The following is a 17,539-nucleotide window of genomic DNA, read 5'->3' on the forward strand; positions in this document are numbered from 1 at the left end:
CAAATAGAAGGGATCTTTCAGCCGGCGCGCGGATAGAGCCGCTGTCGCAACTGGGTGCGCAGGCGCTCCACAACGGTCGCCCCCGCCAGCTTGCGATTGGTCTCGGCGCGGAATTCCACGGCCTCGCCGAAATCGACATCCACTTCCAGCGCACCGGTTTTCAGAATGCCCATCAGATGCGGCACCAGTTCCACATCGCCCGGCCAGGCGGCGATCGGCCGGTGATAGCGCCCCATCGGCATGCCGTAGATGCCGGTATAGGCAATCGAGACCGGCTGCACATAGACGACGCCCTCCGGCGAGGCAGGAACCGCGGCGGAAGCAGCGCCGAACAGCGAGGTCTTCACCTCCAGCAGCCGGTTGCCGTCCGATGTCGTGCCCTCGGGAAACAGCACGATGATCTCGCTGGCTGCCAGCCGCTCGGCCACCTCGTTCACCTGTTCGCCGGTGCGGCGTTTCTGTTCGCGCACCACGAAGACGGATTTCTGCCACTTGGCGAGCAGGCCGAAGATCGGCCAGTCCGCCACCTCGGCCTTGGCGATGAAGGCGACATCGGCGATGGCACCGAGCACCAGAATATCCTTCCAGGAAGCATGGTTGGCAGCCAGCATCAGCGGGCGGCGGCTTTCCAGGCGGCCATGGATGCGGATGCGGATCCCGAGCACGGAACAGGCGATGCGGTGCCACCAGCGCGGCAGGCGACGCCTGAGCGGCCAGTCATAGCGCAGCGCCAGAAGCTGAAACGGCAGGAGAACGAGCGTCACCACCGTCAGGATGGCAAAGATGAGCCCGATCCGGATCCAGGTGATCACGCGTCGTCCTTGTCCAGCGGAATGCCGTAAAGTTCCAGCCGATGGCCGACGAGGCGGAAGCCGTGCTCGCGGGCGATCCGCTCCTGCAGCGCCTCGATCTCGGCGGAGTGGAACTCGATCACCTCACCCGTCTTCACATCGATCATGTGGTCGTGATGCTCTTCCGGCACGGTCTCGTAGCGGGAGCGTCCGTCGCGGAAATCATGCTTCTCGATGATGCCGGCATCCTCGAACAGCTTGACGGTGCGGTAAACGGTGGAGATCGAGATGCGGCCATCCACCTTGGTGGAGCGGCGGTACAGCTCCTCCACATCCGGATGATCGTCGGACTCCTGCAGAATCCGGGCAATGACGCGGCGCTGCTCGGTCATGCGCATGCCCCGCTCGGCGCACAGCTCCTCCAGGGATTTGGAAAGGTCTGTCATGTCGTCCCGGCCTTGCATTGCAGTCTATAAAGAGAACGGACTAGCGAAGATCGCGCCGCATGACAAGCGCCGCGGTTCGCGTTCCATCTGCCGCCGCATAATAGGCCGGGCGCCTTGCCACCTGCTCAAAGCCCAGCCGCCGGTAGAGGCCGACCGCAGGCTGGTTGACCTCGTCCACCTCGAGAAACATCGATTCGGCGCCGCGATCCTGCGCCTCGCGCAGGGCGGCCTGCATCAGCCGCCAGCCGAGGCCGGAGCGCGCCACCTTTTCAGATACCGCGATGGTGAGGATTTCCGCCTCGCCGGCCGCCTCGCGCGACAGCACGAAGCCGCCCAGCGGCCGGCTGAAGAAGGCATTGGACTGCAGGGCGGAAAAGCCGAACACGCCGTTCTGGTGCAGCAGGCTCGCCACCTCTTCGGCGCTCCACTGGCGCGAAAAACGCTGGCCGTGCAGTTCGGAGGCCGGCGGGCAGTCTCCATCCTGCATGGGCACGATATCGAAGAAGGGCTTCCAGGTCAGGTAATCGTCGAACATTCCGAATCGTCAGGCACGTGCAAGGGCAAAACCGTCCTGCGGTTTAGCATCCGGACCGCGCAGGTAAAGCGGTTTCGGGCGCGACATTTCAGCTTTCGCTTTTGCACCGATCCGCGCCACCATGGCGATATCGAAACGATCCGGTTCGCCGGAGGCTGGCAGCCCGCTGACCAAGACCGCCGCCGTGCCGATTACAGCAGCGCCATGACGGGCGGCGAGTTCGCTCAGTCCCTCAAGCGTCAGGATTGCGGGTTCGCCAAGCGGCTCCCCCTGCCCGTCAAAGGCCTGCGCATAGATCTCGTCGCGCTTGGCATCCATGGCGGCGATCACCGGCTCTCCCGGATGCGCGGCAAGATGCGATTGCGCCAGAGCCTCCAGCGTTGTGACCCCGACCGAGGGAATGCCAAGCGCAAGCGCCAGGCCGCGGGCAGCGGCGACACCGACGCGGATGCCGGTAAACGAGCCGGGGCCGATCGTCACGGCCACGCGGTCGAGATCATGCAGCGAGAGGCCGGCTGTCGCCAGCACCTCCTCGATCATCGCCATCAGCCGCTCCGCATGGCCCTTGCCGATGCGTTCAGTCACGCTCGCCAGCAGCACATCTGTCGAAGCGTCGAGGACCGCGGCGGAACAATCCACCCCGGCCGTATCGATGGCGAGGATCTTCATGATGAAATCAGAGCGCCTCGACTGCCTGCACTTCCGGCACGAAATGCTTGAGCAGGTTCTGCACGCCATGCTTCAGCGTGGCCGTCGACGACGGGCAGCCCGAGCAGGCGCCCTTCATGTTGAGATAGACAGTGCCGTCACGGAAACCCTTGAAGGTGATATCGCCGCCATCCTGGGCAACGGCCGGGCGCACGCGGGTTTCCAGCAGTTCCTTGATGGTCGCGACGATCGTCTCGTCCTGATCCTCGAAGAACTCGCCTTCCTCGTCGGTCATCTCGGCAAGGCTTGCGCTGCCGCCCATGACCGGCTGGCCGGACATGAAATGCTCCATGATCGAACCGAGGATCGCCGGCTTTAGGTGCTGCCACTCCTGCGCTTCCTTGGTGACCGTCACGAAATCATAGCCGAAATAGACGGCCGTGACGCCCGGAATGGAAAACAGGCGGGCGGCGAGCGGCGAAGCCTGCGCTTCGTCGGCATTGCGGAAATCGGCCGTTCCCTTGTCCATCACCACCTTGCCGGGCAGGAACTTGAGGGTTGCCGGGTTCGGCGTGGCTTCTGTCTGAATGAACATCGTCGGGCTCCTGGGCGCCGTGATGGCACCACTTTAGAATTCTTCCAAAGAAGATAGTCCGGATCAGGTTTGCATTCAAGTGCGCTCTTGGCAGCGCAAGGTCAAGGGCACTCAGCAGAGTGCGTCGATTTCGTCATTGGTCAACGTATCCGGCAACACGGTGACGGGTATCGGAAAGGCACTGCCGCGTCCGGCAATCGAGGTGACGAGCGGCCCGGGGCCCTCCTTGGTGGAGCCGGCAGCCAGAACGAGAATGGCAATATCGCGGTCTTCCTCGATGGCGGCATTGATCTCGTCGCTCGCGGTACCCTCGCGGATCACCACTTCCGGATCGATGCCGATCGTCTCGCGCACCTTCTGGGCGGCCTTGGCCATCACGGCCTCCGCCTCCTCGCGCGCTTCGGCCCGCATGATCTGCTCGACACCCAGCCATTGCTGGAAATCGCCTTCAGGAATGACGAAGAGCAGGACGAGGCCGCCATTGGAATTCTGCGCGCGGCGGCCGGCATAATGCACGGCCTTCTCGCATTCCGGCGTGCCATCGATGACGGCCATGAACTTGCGCCGGTGCCCCTCCAGCCGTGAAAGCCGTCTTGAAACCATGATCGCTCCCCTGTCTCGAAACGCCTTGGCGCGAACTTATACGAAAGCCGCAAAATGAAAACCCGCCGATCCCTGCGGGGATCGACGGGCAGAGATTTGGGTGGCGTTGCAATCAGCGCAGGAAGCCGACGATATCGAACACGTCCTTCATCACGGCTTCGGCGCGGGCACCGGCCCGCTCGCCACCATCGCGAAGGATGGCGTCGATATGGCTGGTGTCGCCCAAGAGGCGCTGCATTTCCGCGCTGATCGGGGAGAGCACATGCACGGCCAGATCGGCAAGCGCCGGCTTGAAGACCGAGAACTGCTGGCCTCCGAATTCGCCAAGCACTTCGGCCTTCGTCTTGTCGGCAAGGGCTGCATAGATGCCGACCAGGTTGTCCGCCTCGGGACGTCCCTGCAGGCCATCCACCTCCGACGGCAGGCCGTCCGGATCAGTCTTCGCCTTGCGGATCTTCTTCAGGATCTCGTCGGCATCGTCCGTCAGGTTGATGCGCGACAGATCCGACGGATCAGACTTCGACATTTTCTTGGTACCGTCGCGGAGCGACATCACGCGCGGCGCCGGACCATCGATCAGCGGCTCGACCAGCGGGAAGTAACCGTGGATCGGCTCCTCGCCAACGACCATGTCCACACCCTTGCCGGTGGCGCGGATCTTGTCCTGGAAGTCGATGTTGAACTTCTGGGCGATGTCGCGCGCCAGTTCCAGATGCTGCTTCTGGTCGTCACCAACAGGCACATGGGTCGCGCGGTAGACGAGAATGTCGGCCGCCATCAGGCTCGGATAGGCGAGCAGGCCGAGCGAGGCATTCTCGCGGTCCTTGCCGGCTTTGTCCTTGAACTGCGTCATGCGGTTCATCCAGCCGATGCGGGCGACGCAATTGAACACCCAGGCGAGTTCCGCATGCTGCGGCACGGCCGCCTGATTGAAGACGATATGCTTCACCGGATCGATGCCCGACGCGATGAAGGCGGCGGCAATCGAGCGGATCTGGCCGCGCAGATCGTCATGGACCAGTTGCGCCGTGATGGCATGCAGATCGACGACGCAATAGATGCAGTCGTTGTTTTCCTGCAGCGCCACGAACTTGCGGATCGCGCCGAGATAATTGCCGAGATGGAGATTGCCGGTGGGCTGGACGCCCGAAAAGACGAGCGGGGAGAAGGTGTTCATCGCATCCTCGATAGGCTGGTGGAGGGCCACAGGCGTTCGGAAACGAGGCATCGGAAAGGGTGACGATCTTCCCGCGTCCCGCCCCTTAAGGCCAGGGTTTTTACGCGGCGCATCAAGCATGGCAGAGCGCGTTCGATCAAGTGACTTGCGGACAACAGGACAGGATTAAATCCAGTACAAGACTTCCTCCGGTCTCCGCGGTGCTCAGGCGGCAGCGTGCTGGATCAGATCCCACAGATTGCCATAGAGATCGGCGAAGACGGCAACCGTGCCATAGGGCTCATGACGCGGCGCTTCGAGAAAGCGCACGCCTTTGGCGAGATAGGCGGCATGGTCGCGGGAAAAATCATCCGTCTTTAGAAAGAAGCTGACGCGACCGGCCGTCTGGTTGCCAATCGCCGCCCGTTCCATGTCGCCATCGGCACGGGCGAGCAGAAGGCTGGCCCCCTCCGCCCCCTTCGGCTTGACGACCACCCAGCGCTTGCCCGCCTCCGGCAGGGGACTGTCGAACACGCAGTCGAAGCCCAGGATGCCGCAATAGAAATCCTTGGCGCGATCATAGTCATCGACGATCAGGGTGACGAGAAACAGCGATTGGGCCGACATGGCAGGTCTCCGGGTTGACGGTCAAAGAGTGCATGGCGAACCGGATCATGCAACATCCTCCACGAAAAACGCCCGGCTCCGTATGCCGGAACCGGGCGCTTACATGCCTCAAGGGAGAGCCACGGTCAGTGCGTGAAGGCAGCCGCGATCAGAGCCTTGGTATAATCCTGCGCCGGGCTTTCGAAGATGTCGTCCGTCGGCCCCTCCTCGACGATCCTGCCGCTCTTCATGACGATCACATGGTCCGAGATCGCCCGGATGACCGACAGGTCGTGGCTGATGAAGACATAGGAGAGATCGTGCTTCTGCTGCAGGTCGCGCAGAAGTTCGATCACCTGCCGCTGCACGGAGCGGTCGAGCGCGGAGGTCGGCTCGTCGAGGATCACCACCTTCGGCTTGAGGATCATCGAACGGGCAATCGCGATGCGCTGGCGCTGGCCGCCGGAAAACTCGTGCGGATAGCGGTTGCGGGCCGCCGGATCGAGGCCGACTTCCTTCAGCGCCTCGATCGCCCGCTTGTCGCGGTCGGCCTTGGTCAGGTTCGGCTCGTGCACGTAGAGCCCTTCGGTGATGATCTCGCCCACCGTCTGGCGCGGCGACAGCGATCCGTAGGGGTCCTGGAACACCAGCTGCATCTGGCGGCGGAAGGGACGCATGGCCTTGCGGTCGAGCAGCGAGATATCGCTGGTGTCGAAGCGGTAGCGGCCATCCGATTCGAGAAGCCGGAGCAGCGCACGCCCGAGCGTCGACTTGCCTGACCCCGATTCACCGACGATGCCGATGGTCTGGCCCTGGCGCAGCGTAACATTGACGCTGTCCACGGCGCGGAACTTGCGGCTCGTCTTGAACAGGATGCCGGAGCCGATCTCGAAATCGACGGTCACGTTGCGGCCTTCGAGAATGACCGGCGCATTGGCGGGCGGTGCCGCCTTCGACCCGCTCGGCTCCGAGGCCAGCAGCATCTTCGTATAGTCATGCTGCGCATGCTCGAAGATCGCGTCGCGCGTACCCTGTTCGACAATCTCGCCGCGCCGCATCACCACCACGCGGTCCGCGACGTGCTTCACCACGCCGAGATCGTGGGTGATCAGCACGATCGCCATGCCGAAGCGCTTCTGCAGATCGGCGAGCAGATCGAGGATCTGCGCCTGGATCGTCACGTCGAGCGCCGTGGTCGGCTCGTCGGCGATCAGCAGGTCCGGTTCGTTGGCGAGCGCCATGGCGATCATCACGCGCTGGCGCTGGCCGCCCGACATTTCATGCGGATAGCTGTCGATACGGCGCTCCGGCTCGGGAATGCCGACCAGCTTCAGAAGCTCCAGCACGCGGGCACGGGCCTGGCGCTTGCCCATGCCGCGATGGTGCACCAGCGGCTCGGCGATCTGCTTGCCAATCGTGTAGAGCGGATCGAGCGAGGTCATCGGCTCCTGGAAGATCATGGTGATCTTCGAGCCGCGCACGGCGTTCAGCCGGCCAAGATCGGCGCCGATCATTTCCGTATTGCCGTAACGGGCGGAGCCGGACACCTTGCCGTTGGCGGCGAGCAGACCCATGATCGCCATCATGGTCTGGCTCTTGCCGGAACCGGATTCGCCGACGATGGCCAGTGTCTCGCCCTTCTTCACGGAGAAGCTGGTGCCCTTGACGGCCTGAACCTCGCCATCCGGCGTCGAAAAATTAACCTTGAGGTCCTTGACCGTCAGTACGGTGCTGTTTGCGTCGTTCATGTCAGCCATTGTCAGCGATCCTTCGGGTCGAGCGCATCGCGCAGGCCGTCGCCGACGAAATTCAGCGAAAACAGCGTGATGACGAAGAAGGTCGCGGGGAAGATGAGAAGCCAGGGCGCGTTCTGCATGTTGGCGGCACCCTCGGAAATCAGCGTGCCCCAGCTGGCAAGCGGCGCCTGGACGCCGAGGCCGAGGAAGGACAGGAAGCTTTCCGTCAGGATCACATGCGGCACCACGACGGTGACGAACACGATGACCGGGCCGATGGTGTTCGGGATGATGTGGCGGCGGATGATCTGCCAGTCGGTCAGCCCCAGTGCCTGGGCGGCGCCCACGAATTCGCGCCGCTTCAGGGACAGCGTCTGGCCGCGCACGATGCGGGCCATTTCCAGCCATTGCACCGCCCCGATGACGACGAAGATCAGCACCACGGAACGGCCGAAGAAGACCACCATCACCACGACGAGGAAGACGAAGGGCAGCGAATAGAGGATCTCGACCACGCGCATCATGACGTTGTCGATGCGCCCGCCGAGATAGCCGGAAGTCGCGCCGTAGACGACGCCGATGCCGAGCGAGACGAGCGAAGCGGCAAGGCCGACGGCAATCGAGATCTGGCCGCCGAGCATCACGCGCACGAGGAGGTCGCGGCCATTGCTGTCGGTGCCGAAGGGGAAATATTCCTGCGCTACGCGGCCGGTCAGAACCATGGACAGCTGGTCCGGCGCGGTTTCCTTGACCTGCGTGTCCTTGAACTCGTTGACGCGGTCGAAATAGCGGACGGTACGCGGATCGATCGGGCTTGCCGAGGACACCTTGACCATGAAGGTGCCGTTGCTCACCTCGAAACTGTCCAGCGTCAGGCGCGCGCGCTTGGCCGTTGCATCCGCCACGTCCTTCAGCGTCGCGGTTTCCGGAAGAGGCTTCAGGCTGGGCGGCACCGAAACATAGGACGGGAAGACCTCGTCATACTGGTGCGACACCACGAAGGGCCCGCCGAAGGAGAAGAGCGCGATCAAGAACAGCATGAACAGGCCGCCCATCGCCGCCTTGTTGCGACGGAAGCGGAGCCAGGCGAGCTGGCCGAGGCTGCGGCCCTCGACCGTCTTTGCGGTTGTCTTGGAGGTATCAGTCATGGCGGACCCTCGGGTCGAGGAGGCCATAGGCGATGTCGACCAGCAGGTTGAAGACGATCACGAACACCGCGACGATGACGACGGTGGCCATGACCAGGGGATAGTCGCGGTTCAGCGCGCCGAGCACGAAGAAACGACCGATGCCCGGAATGGTGAAGATGCTTTCGACCACGGCCGAGCCGGTCAGCAGCGCGGCGGCCGCCGGCGCCAGATAGGAGACGACCGGCAGCATCGCACCGCGCAGCGCGTGCGTGATGACGACGACGCGCGACGGCAGGCCATAGGCTTTGGCGGTACGGATATGGTCGGTGTGCAGCGCCTCGATCATCGAGCCGCGCGTCAGGCGCGCGATGATGGCGATCTGCGGCAGCGCCAGAACCGTGATTGGCAGCGCCAGCTGGCGGAACGAGCCATCCCCCCAGCCACCGGCCGGCAGCCAGCCCAGAATGAGCGCGAAGATCAAGGTGAGAACCGGGCCCATCACGAAGGTCGGCACCGTGATCCCGACGGTCGAGACAGACATCAGGGCGATGTCGATGATGCCGTTCTGGCGAAGGGCAGCGGTGGTGCCCAGAATAACGCCGCCGACAAGCGCGATCAGAAGTGCCGTCGAGCCGATCTGCACGGAATAGGGCAGCGCCTGCGCGATCAACTGCGCAACTGTATTGTCCTTGTAGATGAAGCTCGGACCGAAATCGCCGCGGACGGCATTGCCGAGATAGTGGATGTACTGGATCCACAGCGGCTGGTCGAGCTGGTAGGTCTTCATGATGTTCGCCATGGTTTCCGGCGGCAGCGGGCGTTCGAGATCGAACGGGCCGCCCGGTGCAAAGCGCATCAGGAAGAAGGAAATCGTGATGACGAGGAACACCGTGGGCACGGCGCTCGCCAGTCGTCGCAGAACGAAGTTGATCATGGTCAAATAATAGACGCGCGCCGAACATTTCCGTTCGACGCGCGCCATTCTCCAGAGAACGTTACTTGGAAACGCTGAGGAACTTGGACAGGTGGTTGTTCGTGGCGTTGTCGACCCAGCCCTGAACCTTGTCCGAGACGAGCCACAGATCGGCAGTGCCCATCAGCGGCGCCAGCGGCTGGTCGTTGACGAGCAGGGTTTCGGCCTGGCGCAGCAGTTCCATGCGCTTGGCCACATCACGCTCCTCGTACGACTGCTTGATCAGCGCATCGTATTGCGGATTGTTGTAGTGCGGATAGTTGAACGTCTTGTTGGTGCTGACGTTCAGCGCCAGGAAGTTTTCCGGATCCGCATAGTCGGCAGCCCAGCCGGCACGCGCCACGTTGAACTTGCCGCCTTCCTTCAGGTAGGAATAGTGCGAGGCCACATCGAGGTTGACCAGCGACACATTGGCGCCGAGCGCCGTCTTCCACATGTTGGCAACCGCGGTTGCGACGCGCTCGTGGTTGGTGTTGGTGTTGTAACGGATCTCGATGTTGAGCGGCTTGCCGCCCTTGCCGTAACCGGCTTCCTTCAGAAGCTCGACAGCCTTGTCCTCGCGGTCGATCTGCGACATCGCGGCGAAGTCGGGCTGCGGCGGCTTGCCATAGCCTTCCATGCCATCGGGAACGAGCGAATAGGCCGGCAGCTGCGCGCCCTTGTAGATTTCGCTCGACAGGAAGTCGCGATCGATCGCCATGGAGAGCGCGCGACGGACGCGGATGTCGTCATAGGGCGGCTGGCGCATGTCGAAGGCATAGTAATAGGTCGACAGCGACGGCGTGACATGAACCTGGGCGCCGTAGGATGCGCGCAGGCGCTTGATCTGGTCGGCGGAGAAGTTGTAGGTGACGTCGAGTTCCTTGGCTTCGAAACGACGGACGGCAGCAGCCGCGTCTTCGATCGGGTAGAAGATTACCTTGTCGATCTTGACGTTGGCCGCATCCCAGTAGCTCTCGTTCTTCACGACGGTCAGCGAGTCATTCGGTACATGGGCCTGCAGCTTGAACGCGCCGTTCGAGACCATGTTGCCAGGCTTGACGAACTGGTCGCCGAACTTCTCGTAATTGGCCTTGCTGATCGGCAGCGCGGTATAGTGCGACAGAAGCTGCAGGAAGTAGGGCGTCGGGCGCTCCAGCGTGATTTCCAGCGTCTTGGCGTCGATGACCTTCACGCCCAGATCTTCAACCGGGGCCTTGCCCTTGTTGACGGCTTCGGCATTCTTGATCGGGTAAAGCAGGTTCGCGTACTCGGCGGCCGTCTTCGGGTTCTCGATGCGGCGCATGGCGAACTGGAAGTCTTCCGCCGTTACCGGCGAGCCATCCGACCACTTGGCATTGTCGCGGATCTTGAAGGTGTAGACGGTCCCGTCATCGGAAACCTTCCAGCTTTCGGCGGCGCCCGGTGCGATCGCGCCCTTGGCGTCATGAATGACCAGACCCTCGAACAGGTCGTAGATCACAAAGCCCTCGATGTTGATCGAGATGTGCGCATAGTCGAGCGACTTCGGTTCGCCCGAATTGCCGCGATGCAGCACCACTTCGGCGAGCGCCTGGCTGGAGCCAAGGAGCAGTGAGCCAAGCAAGATTGTCGTTGCCAGTTTCGTCTTCATGAGAACCATTTTTCTTTTATCCTTCCCCCAGTGGATGGGTACGGAGACCGCACAAACGCCAAAAGCGCCCGCAAGACAATAGGAGCGTAAACGGTTTCGACAATATGCTGGCATTTTTGCGGCATCAAACTGGCGCATTTGGACATGTTGTCGCAACCATCCTGGATTTTCCACATCCCCCACAATCAGGAGCAGCAGCGATATCGAGGGCGGGACGGAAAGACGTATTGGTTAACAGATCTTAGGATTCAAGGCGCATTAATCATAGTTTTGAGCAAATTTGCCCCTACTGAGGTCACTTTCAGAAACGAAATGCTCCCTTCATCAGAAGTCGCCCGCACCGTCGGGTGAGAAGGAAGGAGCATTGCATGCGCTTGGTGTTCTGCGTCGCGCTGGCTGGCGTCTTGAGTGTCTCGTCCGTCCTGGCGGACGACGCGACCAATGTGAAAAAACGTCGCGCCAACCTGTTCAAGCATGATTACCGCGCCGCCTACACGGTGCAGCGGGTCAGCGTGAAGACGGAGTGCTTTCCCGAGAAGCTGGAGGCGATCCTCGCCCATATCGGCGAGAAGACCGGCCACAAGCCTGTCGTCACCTCCGGGCACCGGCCGCGCGCCGGGGGCTCCCAGCACAGCGATTGCCTGGCGGCCGACATACGCGTGCCCGGCGTTTCCGACCGGGCGATCATCGCAGCCGCCGAGACAGCCCCCGGCATCGGCGGGATCGGCCGCTACTGCAACGGCATCATCCATGTCGATGTCGGCCCGAAACGCCGCTGGGCCTATTGCGGACGCGCTGGACGGGAAGGCTGATCAGCCTTTCGGCTTGCGCTTCAGGTTGCGACGGATCATGCCGAGATCGGCACCGCCGATCGCAAAGGCCGCGACGAAATAGACGATCATGGCGATGCCGATCAGCACAAACAGGGCCGTGACCTTGTACAGCAGCGGCGTACCCGGCACCAGCCAGGGGCTGGCATGGCCAAGCGCATAGGTAAGCGCCGCGCACATCACCCCGGTTGCCACGAGCAGCAGGGCGGCGCGTTTCGCCAGCGCCCATTCCCATACGAGATCGCCACGACGCAGCAGCGTGGTGAACAGCAGCACCGTGTTGATCAGTCCGGCCGCGGCCTCCGCAGTGGCGATGCCCCGCTCGGCAATCAGCGGAAAGAGCGTGATTGCCAGCCCTGAATTGATGACGACGGAGATCATCGTGAAGCGCATCGGGGTCCTGGTGTCCTCGCGCGCATAAAAGCCGGGCTGCAGCGCCTTGATCATCACGAAGCCCGGCAGGCCGAGGCCGTAGATGGCGAGGATCGAAGCCACCACCGTGGTGTTGTCCGCCGTGAAGGCGCCGCGCTCGTAGAGCACGCGAATGATGGCATCCGACAGGATCCACAATCCGCCGGCCGCCGGCAGCGTCAGGAACAGCACGAATTCCAGCGAGCGGTTCTGGATGCTTGCCGCCTCCTTCATGTGGCCGGATTTCAGCGCGCGCGCCAGTTCCGGCAGAAGCACCACGCCGACCGCCACGCCAACGACGCCGAGCGGCAACTGGTAGATGCGATCGGCATATTGCAGGGCGGCAATCGCGCCCTCCTTCGAGGAGGCAATCGCCTGGCCGATGATCTGGTTGATCTGTGTAACGCCGCCGGTCATGGCGGCCGGAATGGCCAGCACCAGCAGGCGCTTCACGTTGGGCGTCATGCGCGGCATGCGGAAACGGATGCTGATACCGGCTCTCAAGACACCGACATAGACCACGGCAAGCTGCAGGATGCCCGCAACAAGAACGCTCCAGGCGAGATACCAGGCCGTCGTCAGCGGATCGGTCCCGGTCCACAGCGCATAGAACAGCGCGCTGATCATCACCAGATTGAGGAAGACCGGGGCGATGGCGGCGGCGAAGAAATGATGCAGCGAATTCAGCATGCCGCTCATCATCGCCGTCAGCGACATGCACATGAGATAGGGAAACATCACCGCCGCAAGGCGGATGGTGAGCGATGTCTTGTCCGCATCGTCGGCGAAGCCCGGCGCGATGATAAAGCGCACCAGGAGCGGCATGGAAAGTTCCATGACGATGGTGATCACCAGCAGCGCGGAGAAGAGAACGCCAAACACCTCTTCCGAAAACCGCTTGGCGCCTTCCACCCCGTTTGCCTCGATCTCCTTCGAAAAGAGCGGCACGAAGGCGGCATTGAAGGCGCCTTCGGCAAACAGGCGGCGAAACAGGTTGGGAAAGCGGAAGGCGGCGTAGAACACGTCTGCCATCGGCCCCGTGCCAAGGGCCGCCGCCATCAGCGTTTCACGGGCGAAGCCGAACACACGGCTGCCCAGCGTGGCACCGCCAACGGTGGCGAATTTCTTGACGAGGCTCATGCTTCGGCTCGCGACTTCTTCGGCTGCGACCGGGAGACGGCCACGGGATCGGGCGCGATGATGCCGGAGGGCATGCCGCGGCGCAATTCATCTTCCTGTTCCGTGATCACCGTCTTCAATCGCTGCACGATGGTGCCCTGACGGTTCTCGTTGGTGACCTTCTGGCCGACCAGATCCGTCACATAGAAGGTATCGATCACCTTCTCGCCGAAGGTGGTGATGCGGGCCGAATGGATGTCGAGCGACAGATCGGCCAGCACCACGGTCATGTCGGCGAGCAGACCGGTGCGGTCCAGCCCCTCCACCTCGATGACGGTGAACTTGTTGGAGAGCGTGTTGGATATGGTGACCGAGGGGTGGACGGTAAACGTCTTGTTCTTCTTCTTGGCGCGCGCCCGGGTGGCGATCACCTCCGGCAGGCGCTTCTTGCCGGCCAGCACGTCCTCGATCATACGGCAAACGGTGCCGGCGCGCCGCAACTCGTCCTCGTCGTCCTGGAATTCGCGGCTGATCAGGATCGTGTCCAGAGCGCGCCCATCGGTCGTCGTATAGATCTGTGCATCGGCAATGTTGGCGCCGGCTGCGGCACAGGCGCCCGCGATGATCGACAGGAGGCGCGGATGGTCCGGCGCCAGCACGGTGATCTCGGTGATTGCGCGGAAGCTGTCGGTGCGCACCATGGTGGCGAGCGCGTGGCCTGCCTTGTCCGCCTCGCGGATGAAGCCCGCATGCCGCACCTGATCCTCCAGGGCGACCGAAAGCAGATAGGGCTGGTAATGCAGCCGCGAATAGGTCTTGCGGTCCTTCTGGCTCCAGTCGGAAAGCGCCAGCGAAAGCGCCTCCTCCGCCGCCTTGGCCCGCTCCTTGCGGGAGACTTCCGAAAAACCGCCGGAGAGCAGCAGTTCGGTCTCGTAGTAAAGCGTGCGCAGCAGCTGACCCTTCCAGCCGTTCCACACGCCAGGGCCGACGGCGCGGATATCGCAGATCGTCAGAATCAGCAGGGCCTTCAGCCGGTCGAGCGACTGCACCTTCTCGGCAAAGTCGGTGATGGTCTTGCGGTCGTGCAGATCGCGGGTCTGGGCGACCATAGACATCAGCAGATGCTGGTCGATCAGCCAGGCGACAAGTTCCGTCTGCTTCGGCTTCAGGCCGAAGCGCGGGCACAGCTTGCGGGCCACGCGCGCGCCGGCGATCGAGTGATCCTCCTGCCGGCCCTTGGCGATGTCGTGCAGCAGCACCGCGACATAGAGGGCCTCGCGCTCCTCGACATGGGGCATCAGCTTGTTGGCGAGCGGATGTTCCTCGGCGCAACGCCCCTTGTCGACTTCCGACAGAGCCTCGACGGCACGGATCAGATGCTCGTCCACTGTATAGTGGTGGTACATGCTGAACTGCATCATCGCGACGATCTTGCCGAATTCGGGAATGAAGCGGCCGAGCACGCCCGCCTCGTTCATGCGTCGCAGCGTCAGCGCCGGTTCGAGCCGCGACGTCAGGATCGACAAGAACAGCCGGTTCGCTTCCGCATTCTCGCGCAGCTCGTCATTGATGAGGGTGAGGCTGCGGGTGACGGCTTTCAGCGCATCAGGGTGATATTCCAGCCCGTGCAGATCCGCGACGTGGAAGAGGCGGATGATACTGACGGGATCGCGGCGAAAAACCTCGGGATCGGAGAGCGCGATGCGTCCCTGGTCCTCGACGAATTCGGCGCTGCCGGGGATCTTGCGCACGCGCTTGCGGAACCGGGTAATGACGCCTGTCAGTCCCGGTGCTGGCTTTGCCTGTTCCTCTTCCAGTGCGGCACAGAGAATCCGGGTCAGGTCGCCCACATCCTTGGTGACCAGGAAATAGTGCTTCATGAAGCGCTCGACAGCCGAGAGGTTCGGCCGGTTGTGATAGCCGAGGCTTTCGGAGATCTCGCGCTGAATATCGAAGGACAGGCGCTCCTCGGCCTTGCCGGTGAGGAAATGCATCTGGCAGCGCACCGCCCAGAGAAAATCCTCGGCCTTCTGGAACAGCCGCCATTCCTGGCGCGACAGGACGCCGAGCTTCACCAGCTGGGCAGCATCGCGCACGTGGTAATGATACTTGGCAATCCAGAACAGGGTCTGGATGTCGCGCAAGCCCCCCTTGCCTTCCTTGACATTGGGCTCGACCAGATAGCGCGTATCGCCCGCCTTCTGGTGGCGCAGGTCACGCTCGGCCAGCTTGGCGGCAATGAAATCGGGGCCGCTGTTGCGCACCACCTCCGCCTCGAAGCGGGACTGCAGCTCGTTCGCCAGGGCCGCCTCGCCGCAGATGAGGCGCATTTCGAGGATCGCCGTGCGGATCGTCATGTCCTGCTTGGAGAGCGTGATGCATTCATCGACGGAACGGGTGGCATGGCCCACCTTGAAGCCGAGATCCCAGAGCACATAGAGCAGGAATTCCACGGCCTTGCGCACGTCCTCGGCATTGCGCGGCGGCATCAGAAACAGAAGATCGATGTCGGAGCCCGGCGCCAGCGTCCCGCGCCCATAGCCGCCGACTGCCGTGACCGCCATGCGCGGGCCGGCCTTCGGATAGATGTGGCGTACCACGACGGCATGGATGATCTTGATCAGATGATCCTGCACCCAGGAAATCCGCTCGGCGCAATTCAGGCCGCTGCCCTCCTCGGCCAGAAGTGCACGCGCCTTGTCGCGTGCCTCGGCATTGGCGCGCTTCAGGACCGGCAGGAGGGCTGCCCGCACCTCCAGCAGGCGGGCAGCGCCGCCGGCGGCAATCGCATCGCATTCGCGGCCGAGCGCCTCCACGTCCAGAAGTTCGGAAAAATCGATCTCGTGTCTTGCCATGTCGTCCTGCCGCTCACCCGCCGAGGGGGCTATAGCCTGTTCTCAACGATCTTGCCCAGTCAAATCCGCTGGAGGATCGTGGAGTGAAAGACTGCCGCCAATCCCTTTACAGGCCCTTTCGATCCGGCTGCCAAGTCCTTTTGCGGCAAACCAGCCTCCCTTTTTCGCAAGGTGCCGCTGACCATCGTGAAAAGGGTCACACCTTGCGGCGCGCGGCGCGCCACTGCGACGGGCTGGTGCCGGTGACACGCCGAAACTCGCGATTGAAATTGGACTTGGTGGCAAAGCCGCAATCGAACATCACGGCAGTCAACGGCCGCTCCGTCTCGTCCAGCAGGCGGCAGGCCTCTGCAATGCGGCGGTTGTTGACATATTGCGAGACATTAAGTCCGCTTGCCCGGTTGATGACGGCAGAGACATCGCGGGCCGGCATGCCGGCCTTTCGCGCCAGCCTAGCCAGGCTGAGATTCTCCTGCGCGTAGAGAGCCTCCAGCGCCTCGCCGATCCGCCGCAGGGCCGCCTCGTCCTCAGGCGTGGTGACGCTGCCCTGCTCCACCGGGGGGTCGGCAGGCACGTCCTCCCGCTCCGGCCAGAGATAATAGGCCCCGACGATGAGGATCGCGCCGATATTCATGCCCGTCACCGCCATCGGCACATAGGCATTGCCGTAGACAAGCGTGAAGGCCGAGAGAAGCGCATCGGTCAGCGCGAAAAAGGCGAGCAGCAGTGCGGTCACCCGCGCGGCCCGCAGCGTTGCCGTCGTCTTCTGCAGCGCCGCTTCCGTGATATCCTCCCGCCGGGTCAGCTGCCAGATCGCAAGGCCATAGCCGAGAAAGATCACCAGCAGCAGAGGATCCACGAACCAGGGCGCGAAGGCCACACCGAGCGCCTGCAGAAGCGGCGGCAGCGCATGCAGAAAGGGCCGTGCCACCGGCGCCGACGACAGCGCCCGGAATGTGAGATAGGCAAGCGGCGGCATGATCGCCGCCGTCACCGGCTGCACCAGCATCAGCGGTCTGACGTCATAGCCGAAGCGCAGGCCGATGATCATGCCCTGCAGGGCATACAGGCAGAGGAAGGCGTTGAGATAGCGCCGCGACCCCGGCGCCTCCACACCCTTCAGATTCCGGTAGAGGATCAGCGCAACGACGAGACCGGCAATGAATGGCAGGGGAACGGAAAGCAAATGCGCCGCCTTGAGATCTGAAACGTGATCGGGGTCGCCATTAGCATGGTTCGGGCCGAAGCGCAGGAGAGAAATGCAAGGCCCTGCCCGGCAAAGCTTGTCGAGACATCATTCCCGGTTTGAAAGCTGAAAAATCCCCCTCTGGCTGCCGCCATCTCCCCCACAAGGGGGGAGACCCGGATGCCACCGCTTCATGCCGCTGGTCACCTTCAAAACGGGGATAGGGTCCGGCAGACAGAAATGCCTCCCGAGAGCCTTTTCCGCGGAAGGCGGCGTTGCCTTGTTCTGTCTCCCCCCTTGTGGGGGA

Annotated in this window: 16 protein-coding genes; 1 reads left to right on the forward strand and 15 read right to left on the reverse strand. The window is 62.9% G+C overall.

Annotation, left to right across the window (positions count from 1 at the left end):
• Positions 1 to 17: 17 nt before the first annotated feature.
• The 12 genes from olsA to FNA46_RS02735 form a co-directional block, all read right to left on the reverse strand.
• The gene (gene olsA / locus FNA46_RS02680) at positions 18 to 812 is read right to left on the reverse strand and encodes a lyso-ornithine lipid O-acyltransferase (RefSeq protein ID WP_142880798.1); all 795 of its coding nucleotides are present in this window, start codon (positions 810 to 812) and stop codon (positions 18 to 20) included.
• Positions 809 to 1,237 carry a Fur family transcriptional regulator gene (locus FNA46_RS02685; protein WP_142880799.1) on the reverse strand — a complete coding sequence of 143 codons (429 nt, stop codon included), beginning with the start codon at positions 1,235 to 1,237 and terminating at the stop codon, positions 809 to 811. Before FNA46_RS02685 ends, olsA begins: the two co-directional genes overlap by 4 nt.
• A gap of 40 nt (positions 1,238 to 1,277) precedes the next feature.
• On the reverse strand, positions 1,278 to 1,772 hold the full coding sequence (locus FNA46_RS02690) for a GNAT family N-acetyltransferase (RefSeq protein WP_142880800.1): 495 nt from the start codon (positions 1,770 to 1,772) through the stop codon (positions 1,278 to 1,280).
• 9 nt (positions 1,773 to 1,781) lie between these two features.
• Positions 1,782 to 2,441 (reverse strand): tRNA (adenosine(37)-N6)-threonylcarbamoyltransferase complex dimerization subunit type 1 TsaB, encoded by a 660-nt coding sequence (gene tsaB, locus FNA46_RS02695; protein ID WP_142880801.1) that lies wholly within the window; start codon positions 2,439 to 2,441, stop codon positions 1,782 to 1,784.
• Between the two features lie 7 nt (positions 2,442 to 2,448).
• Positions 2,449 to 3,015, reverse strand: coding sequence for a NifU family protein (locus FNA46_RS02700; RefSeq protein WP_142880802.1), 567 nt, complete (start codon positions 3,013 to 3,015; stop codon positions 2,449 to 2,451).
• Between the two features lie 111 nt (positions 3,016 to 3,126).
• Complete coding sequence (locus tag FNA46_RS02705; protein ID WP_142880803.1) at positions 3,127 to 3,618, reverse strand: universal stress protein; 492 nt, start codon at positions 3,616 to 3,618, stop codon at positions 3,127 to 3,129.
• A gap of 112 nt (positions 3,619 to 3,730) precedes the next feature.
• Entirely contained in the window at positions 3,731 to 4,795 is a 1,065-nt protein-coding gene (trpS, locus tag FNA46_RS02710) for a tryptophan--tRNA ligase (RefSeq protein ID WP_142880804.1), read from the reverse strand.
• A gap of 204 nt (positions 4,796 to 4,999) precedes the next feature.
• Positions 5,000 to 5,401, reverse strand: a complete 402-nt coding sequence (locus FNA46_RS02715) for a VOC family protein (protein ID WP_142880805.1) — start codon at positions 5,399 to 5,401, stop codon at positions 5,000 to 5,002.
• A 125-nt stretch (positions 5,402 to 5,526) separates the two neighbouring features.
• On the reverse strand, positions 5,527 to 7,128 hold the full coding sequence (locus FNA46_RS02720) for an ABC transporter ATP-binding protein (protein ID WP_142880816.1): 1,602 nt from the start codon (positions 7,126 to 7,128) through the stop codon (positions 5,527 to 5,529).
• An 11-nt stretch (positions 7,129 to 7,139) separates the two neighbouring features.
• Positions 7,140 to 8,264, reverse strand: coding sequence for an ABC transporter permease (locus tag FNA46_RS02725; protein WP_142880806.1), 1,125 nt, complete (start codon positions 8,262 to 8,264; stop codon positions 7,140 to 7,142).
• Positions 8,257 to 9,180 (reverse strand): ABC transporter permease subunit, encoded by a 924-nt coding sequence (locus FNA46_RS02730; protein ID WP_142880807.1) that lies wholly within the window; start codon positions 9,178 to 9,180, stop codon positions 8,257 to 8,259. Before FNA46_RS02730 ends, FNA46_RS02725 begins: the two co-directional genes overlap by 8 nt.
• A gap of 61 nt (positions 9,181 to 9,241) precedes the next feature.
• A complete protein-coding gene (locus FNA46_RS02735) occupies positions 9,242 to 10,840 on the reverse strand; it encodes a peptide ABC transporter substrate-binding protein (protein ID WP_142880808.1) in 1,599 nt (532 codons plus the stop codon).
• Between the two features lie 359 nt (positions 10,841 to 11,199).
• On the opposite strand from FNA46_RS02735, the gene FNA46_RS02740 reads away from it, so the two are divergent.
• The gene (locus FNA46_RS02740) at positions 11,200 to 11,643 is read left to right on the forward strand and encodes a YcbK family protein (protein ID WP_142880809.1); all 444 of its coding nucleotides are present in this window, start codon (positions 11,200 to 11,202) and stop codon (positions 11,641 to 11,643) included.
• On the opposite strand, the gene murJ is transcribed toward FNA46_RS02740, so the two are convergent.
• From murJ to FNA46_RS02755, 3 genes are all read right to left on the reverse strand, one after another.
• Positions 11,644 to 13,212: a murein biosynthesis integral membrane protein MurJ gene (murJ, locus tag FNA46_RS02745; protein WP_142880810.1), complete on the reverse strand. Its 1,569-nt coding sequence runs from the start codon at positions 13,210 to 13,212 to the stop codon at positions 11,644 to 11,646.
• Positions 13,209 to 16,046 (reverse strand): [protein-PII] uridylyltransferase, encoded by a 2,838-nt coding sequence (locus FNA46_RS02750; RefSeq protein ID WP_142880811.1) that lies wholly within the window; start codon positions 16,044 to 16,046, stop codon positions 13,209 to 13,211. Before FNA46_RS02750 ends, murJ begins: the two co-directional genes overlap by 4 nt.
• Positions 16,047 to 16,242: 196 nt before the next feature.
• Positions 16,243 to 17,232 (reverse strand): helix-turn-helix domain-containing protein, encoded by a 990-nt coding sequence (locus FNA46_RS02755; protein ID WP_142880812.1) that lies wholly within the window; start codon positions 17,230 to 17,232, stop codon positions 16,243 to 16,245.
• Positions 17,233 to 17,539 lie beyond the last annotated feature (307 nt).

Source organism: Affinirhizobium straminoryzae (assembly GCF_007004135.1).
GTDB lineage: Bacteria > Pseudomonadota > Alphaproteobacteria > Rhizobiales > Rhizobiaceae > Neorhizobium > Neorhizobium straminoryzae.

What these genes read in the sequence shown, in the direction of transcription:
- FNA46_RS02685 (WP_142880799.1), bottom strand. Translation starts at nt 1,237, where the DNA reads ATGACAGACCTTTCCAAATCCCTGGAGGAGCTGTGCGCCGAGCGGGGC.
- FNA46_RS02690 (WP_142880800.1), bottom strand. Translation starts at nt 1,772, where the DNA reads ATGTTCGACGATTACCTGACCTGGAAGCCCTTCTTCGATATCGTGCCC.
- tsaB (WP_142880801.1), bottom strand. Translation starts at nt 2,441, where the DNA reads ATGAAGATCCTCGCCATCGATACGGCCGGGGTGGATTGTTCCGCCGCG.
- FNA46_RS02700 (WP_142880802.1), bottom strand. Translation starts at nt 3,015, where the DNA reads ATGTTCATTCAGACAGAAGCCACGCCGAACCCGGCAACCCTCAAGTTC.
- FNA46_RS02705 (WP_142880803.1), bottom strand. Translation starts at nt 3,618, where the DNA reads ATGGTTTCAAGACGGCTTTCACGGCTGGAGGGGCACCGGCGCAAGTTC.
- trpS (WP_142880804.1), bottom strand. Translation starts at nt 4,795, where the DNA reads ATGAACACCTTCTCCCCGCTCGTCTTTTCGGGCGTCCAGCCCACCGGC.
- FNA46_RS02715 (WP_142880805.1), bottom strand. Translation starts at nt 5,401, where the DNA reads ATGTCGGCCCAATCGCTGTTTCTCGTCACCCTGATCGTCGATGACTAT.
- FNA46_RS02720 (WP_142880816.1), bottom strand. Translation starts at nt 7,128, where the DNA reads ATGAACGACGCAAACAGCACCGTACTGACGGTCAAGGACCTCAAGGTT.
- FNA46_RS02725 (WP_142880806.1), bottom strand. Translation starts at nt 8,264, where the DNA reads ATGACTGATACCTCCAAGACAACCGCAAAGACGGTCGAGGGCCGCAGC.
- FNA46_RS02730 (WP_142880807.1), bottom strand. Translation starts at nt 9,180, where the DNA reads ATGATCAACTTCGTTCTGCGACGACTGGCGAGCGCCGTGCCCACGGTG.
- FNA46_RS02735 (WP_142880808.1), bottom strand. Translation starts at nt 10,840, where the DNA reads ATGGTTCTCATGAAGACGAAACTGGCAACGACAATCTTGCTTGGCTCA.
- FNA46_RS02740 (WP_142880809.1), top strand. Translation starts at nt 11,200, where the DNA reads ATGCGCTTGGTGTTCTGCGTCGCGCTGGCTGGCGTCTTGAGTGTCTCG.
- murJ (WP_142880810.1), bottom strand. Translation starts at nt 13,212, where the DNA reads ATGAGCCTCGTCAAGAAATTCGCCACCGTTGGCGGTGCCACGCTGGGC.
- FNA46_RS02750 (WP_142880811.1), bottom strand. Translation starts at nt 16,046, where the DNA reads ATGGCAAGACACGAGATCGATTTTTCCGAACTTCTGGACGTGGAGGCG.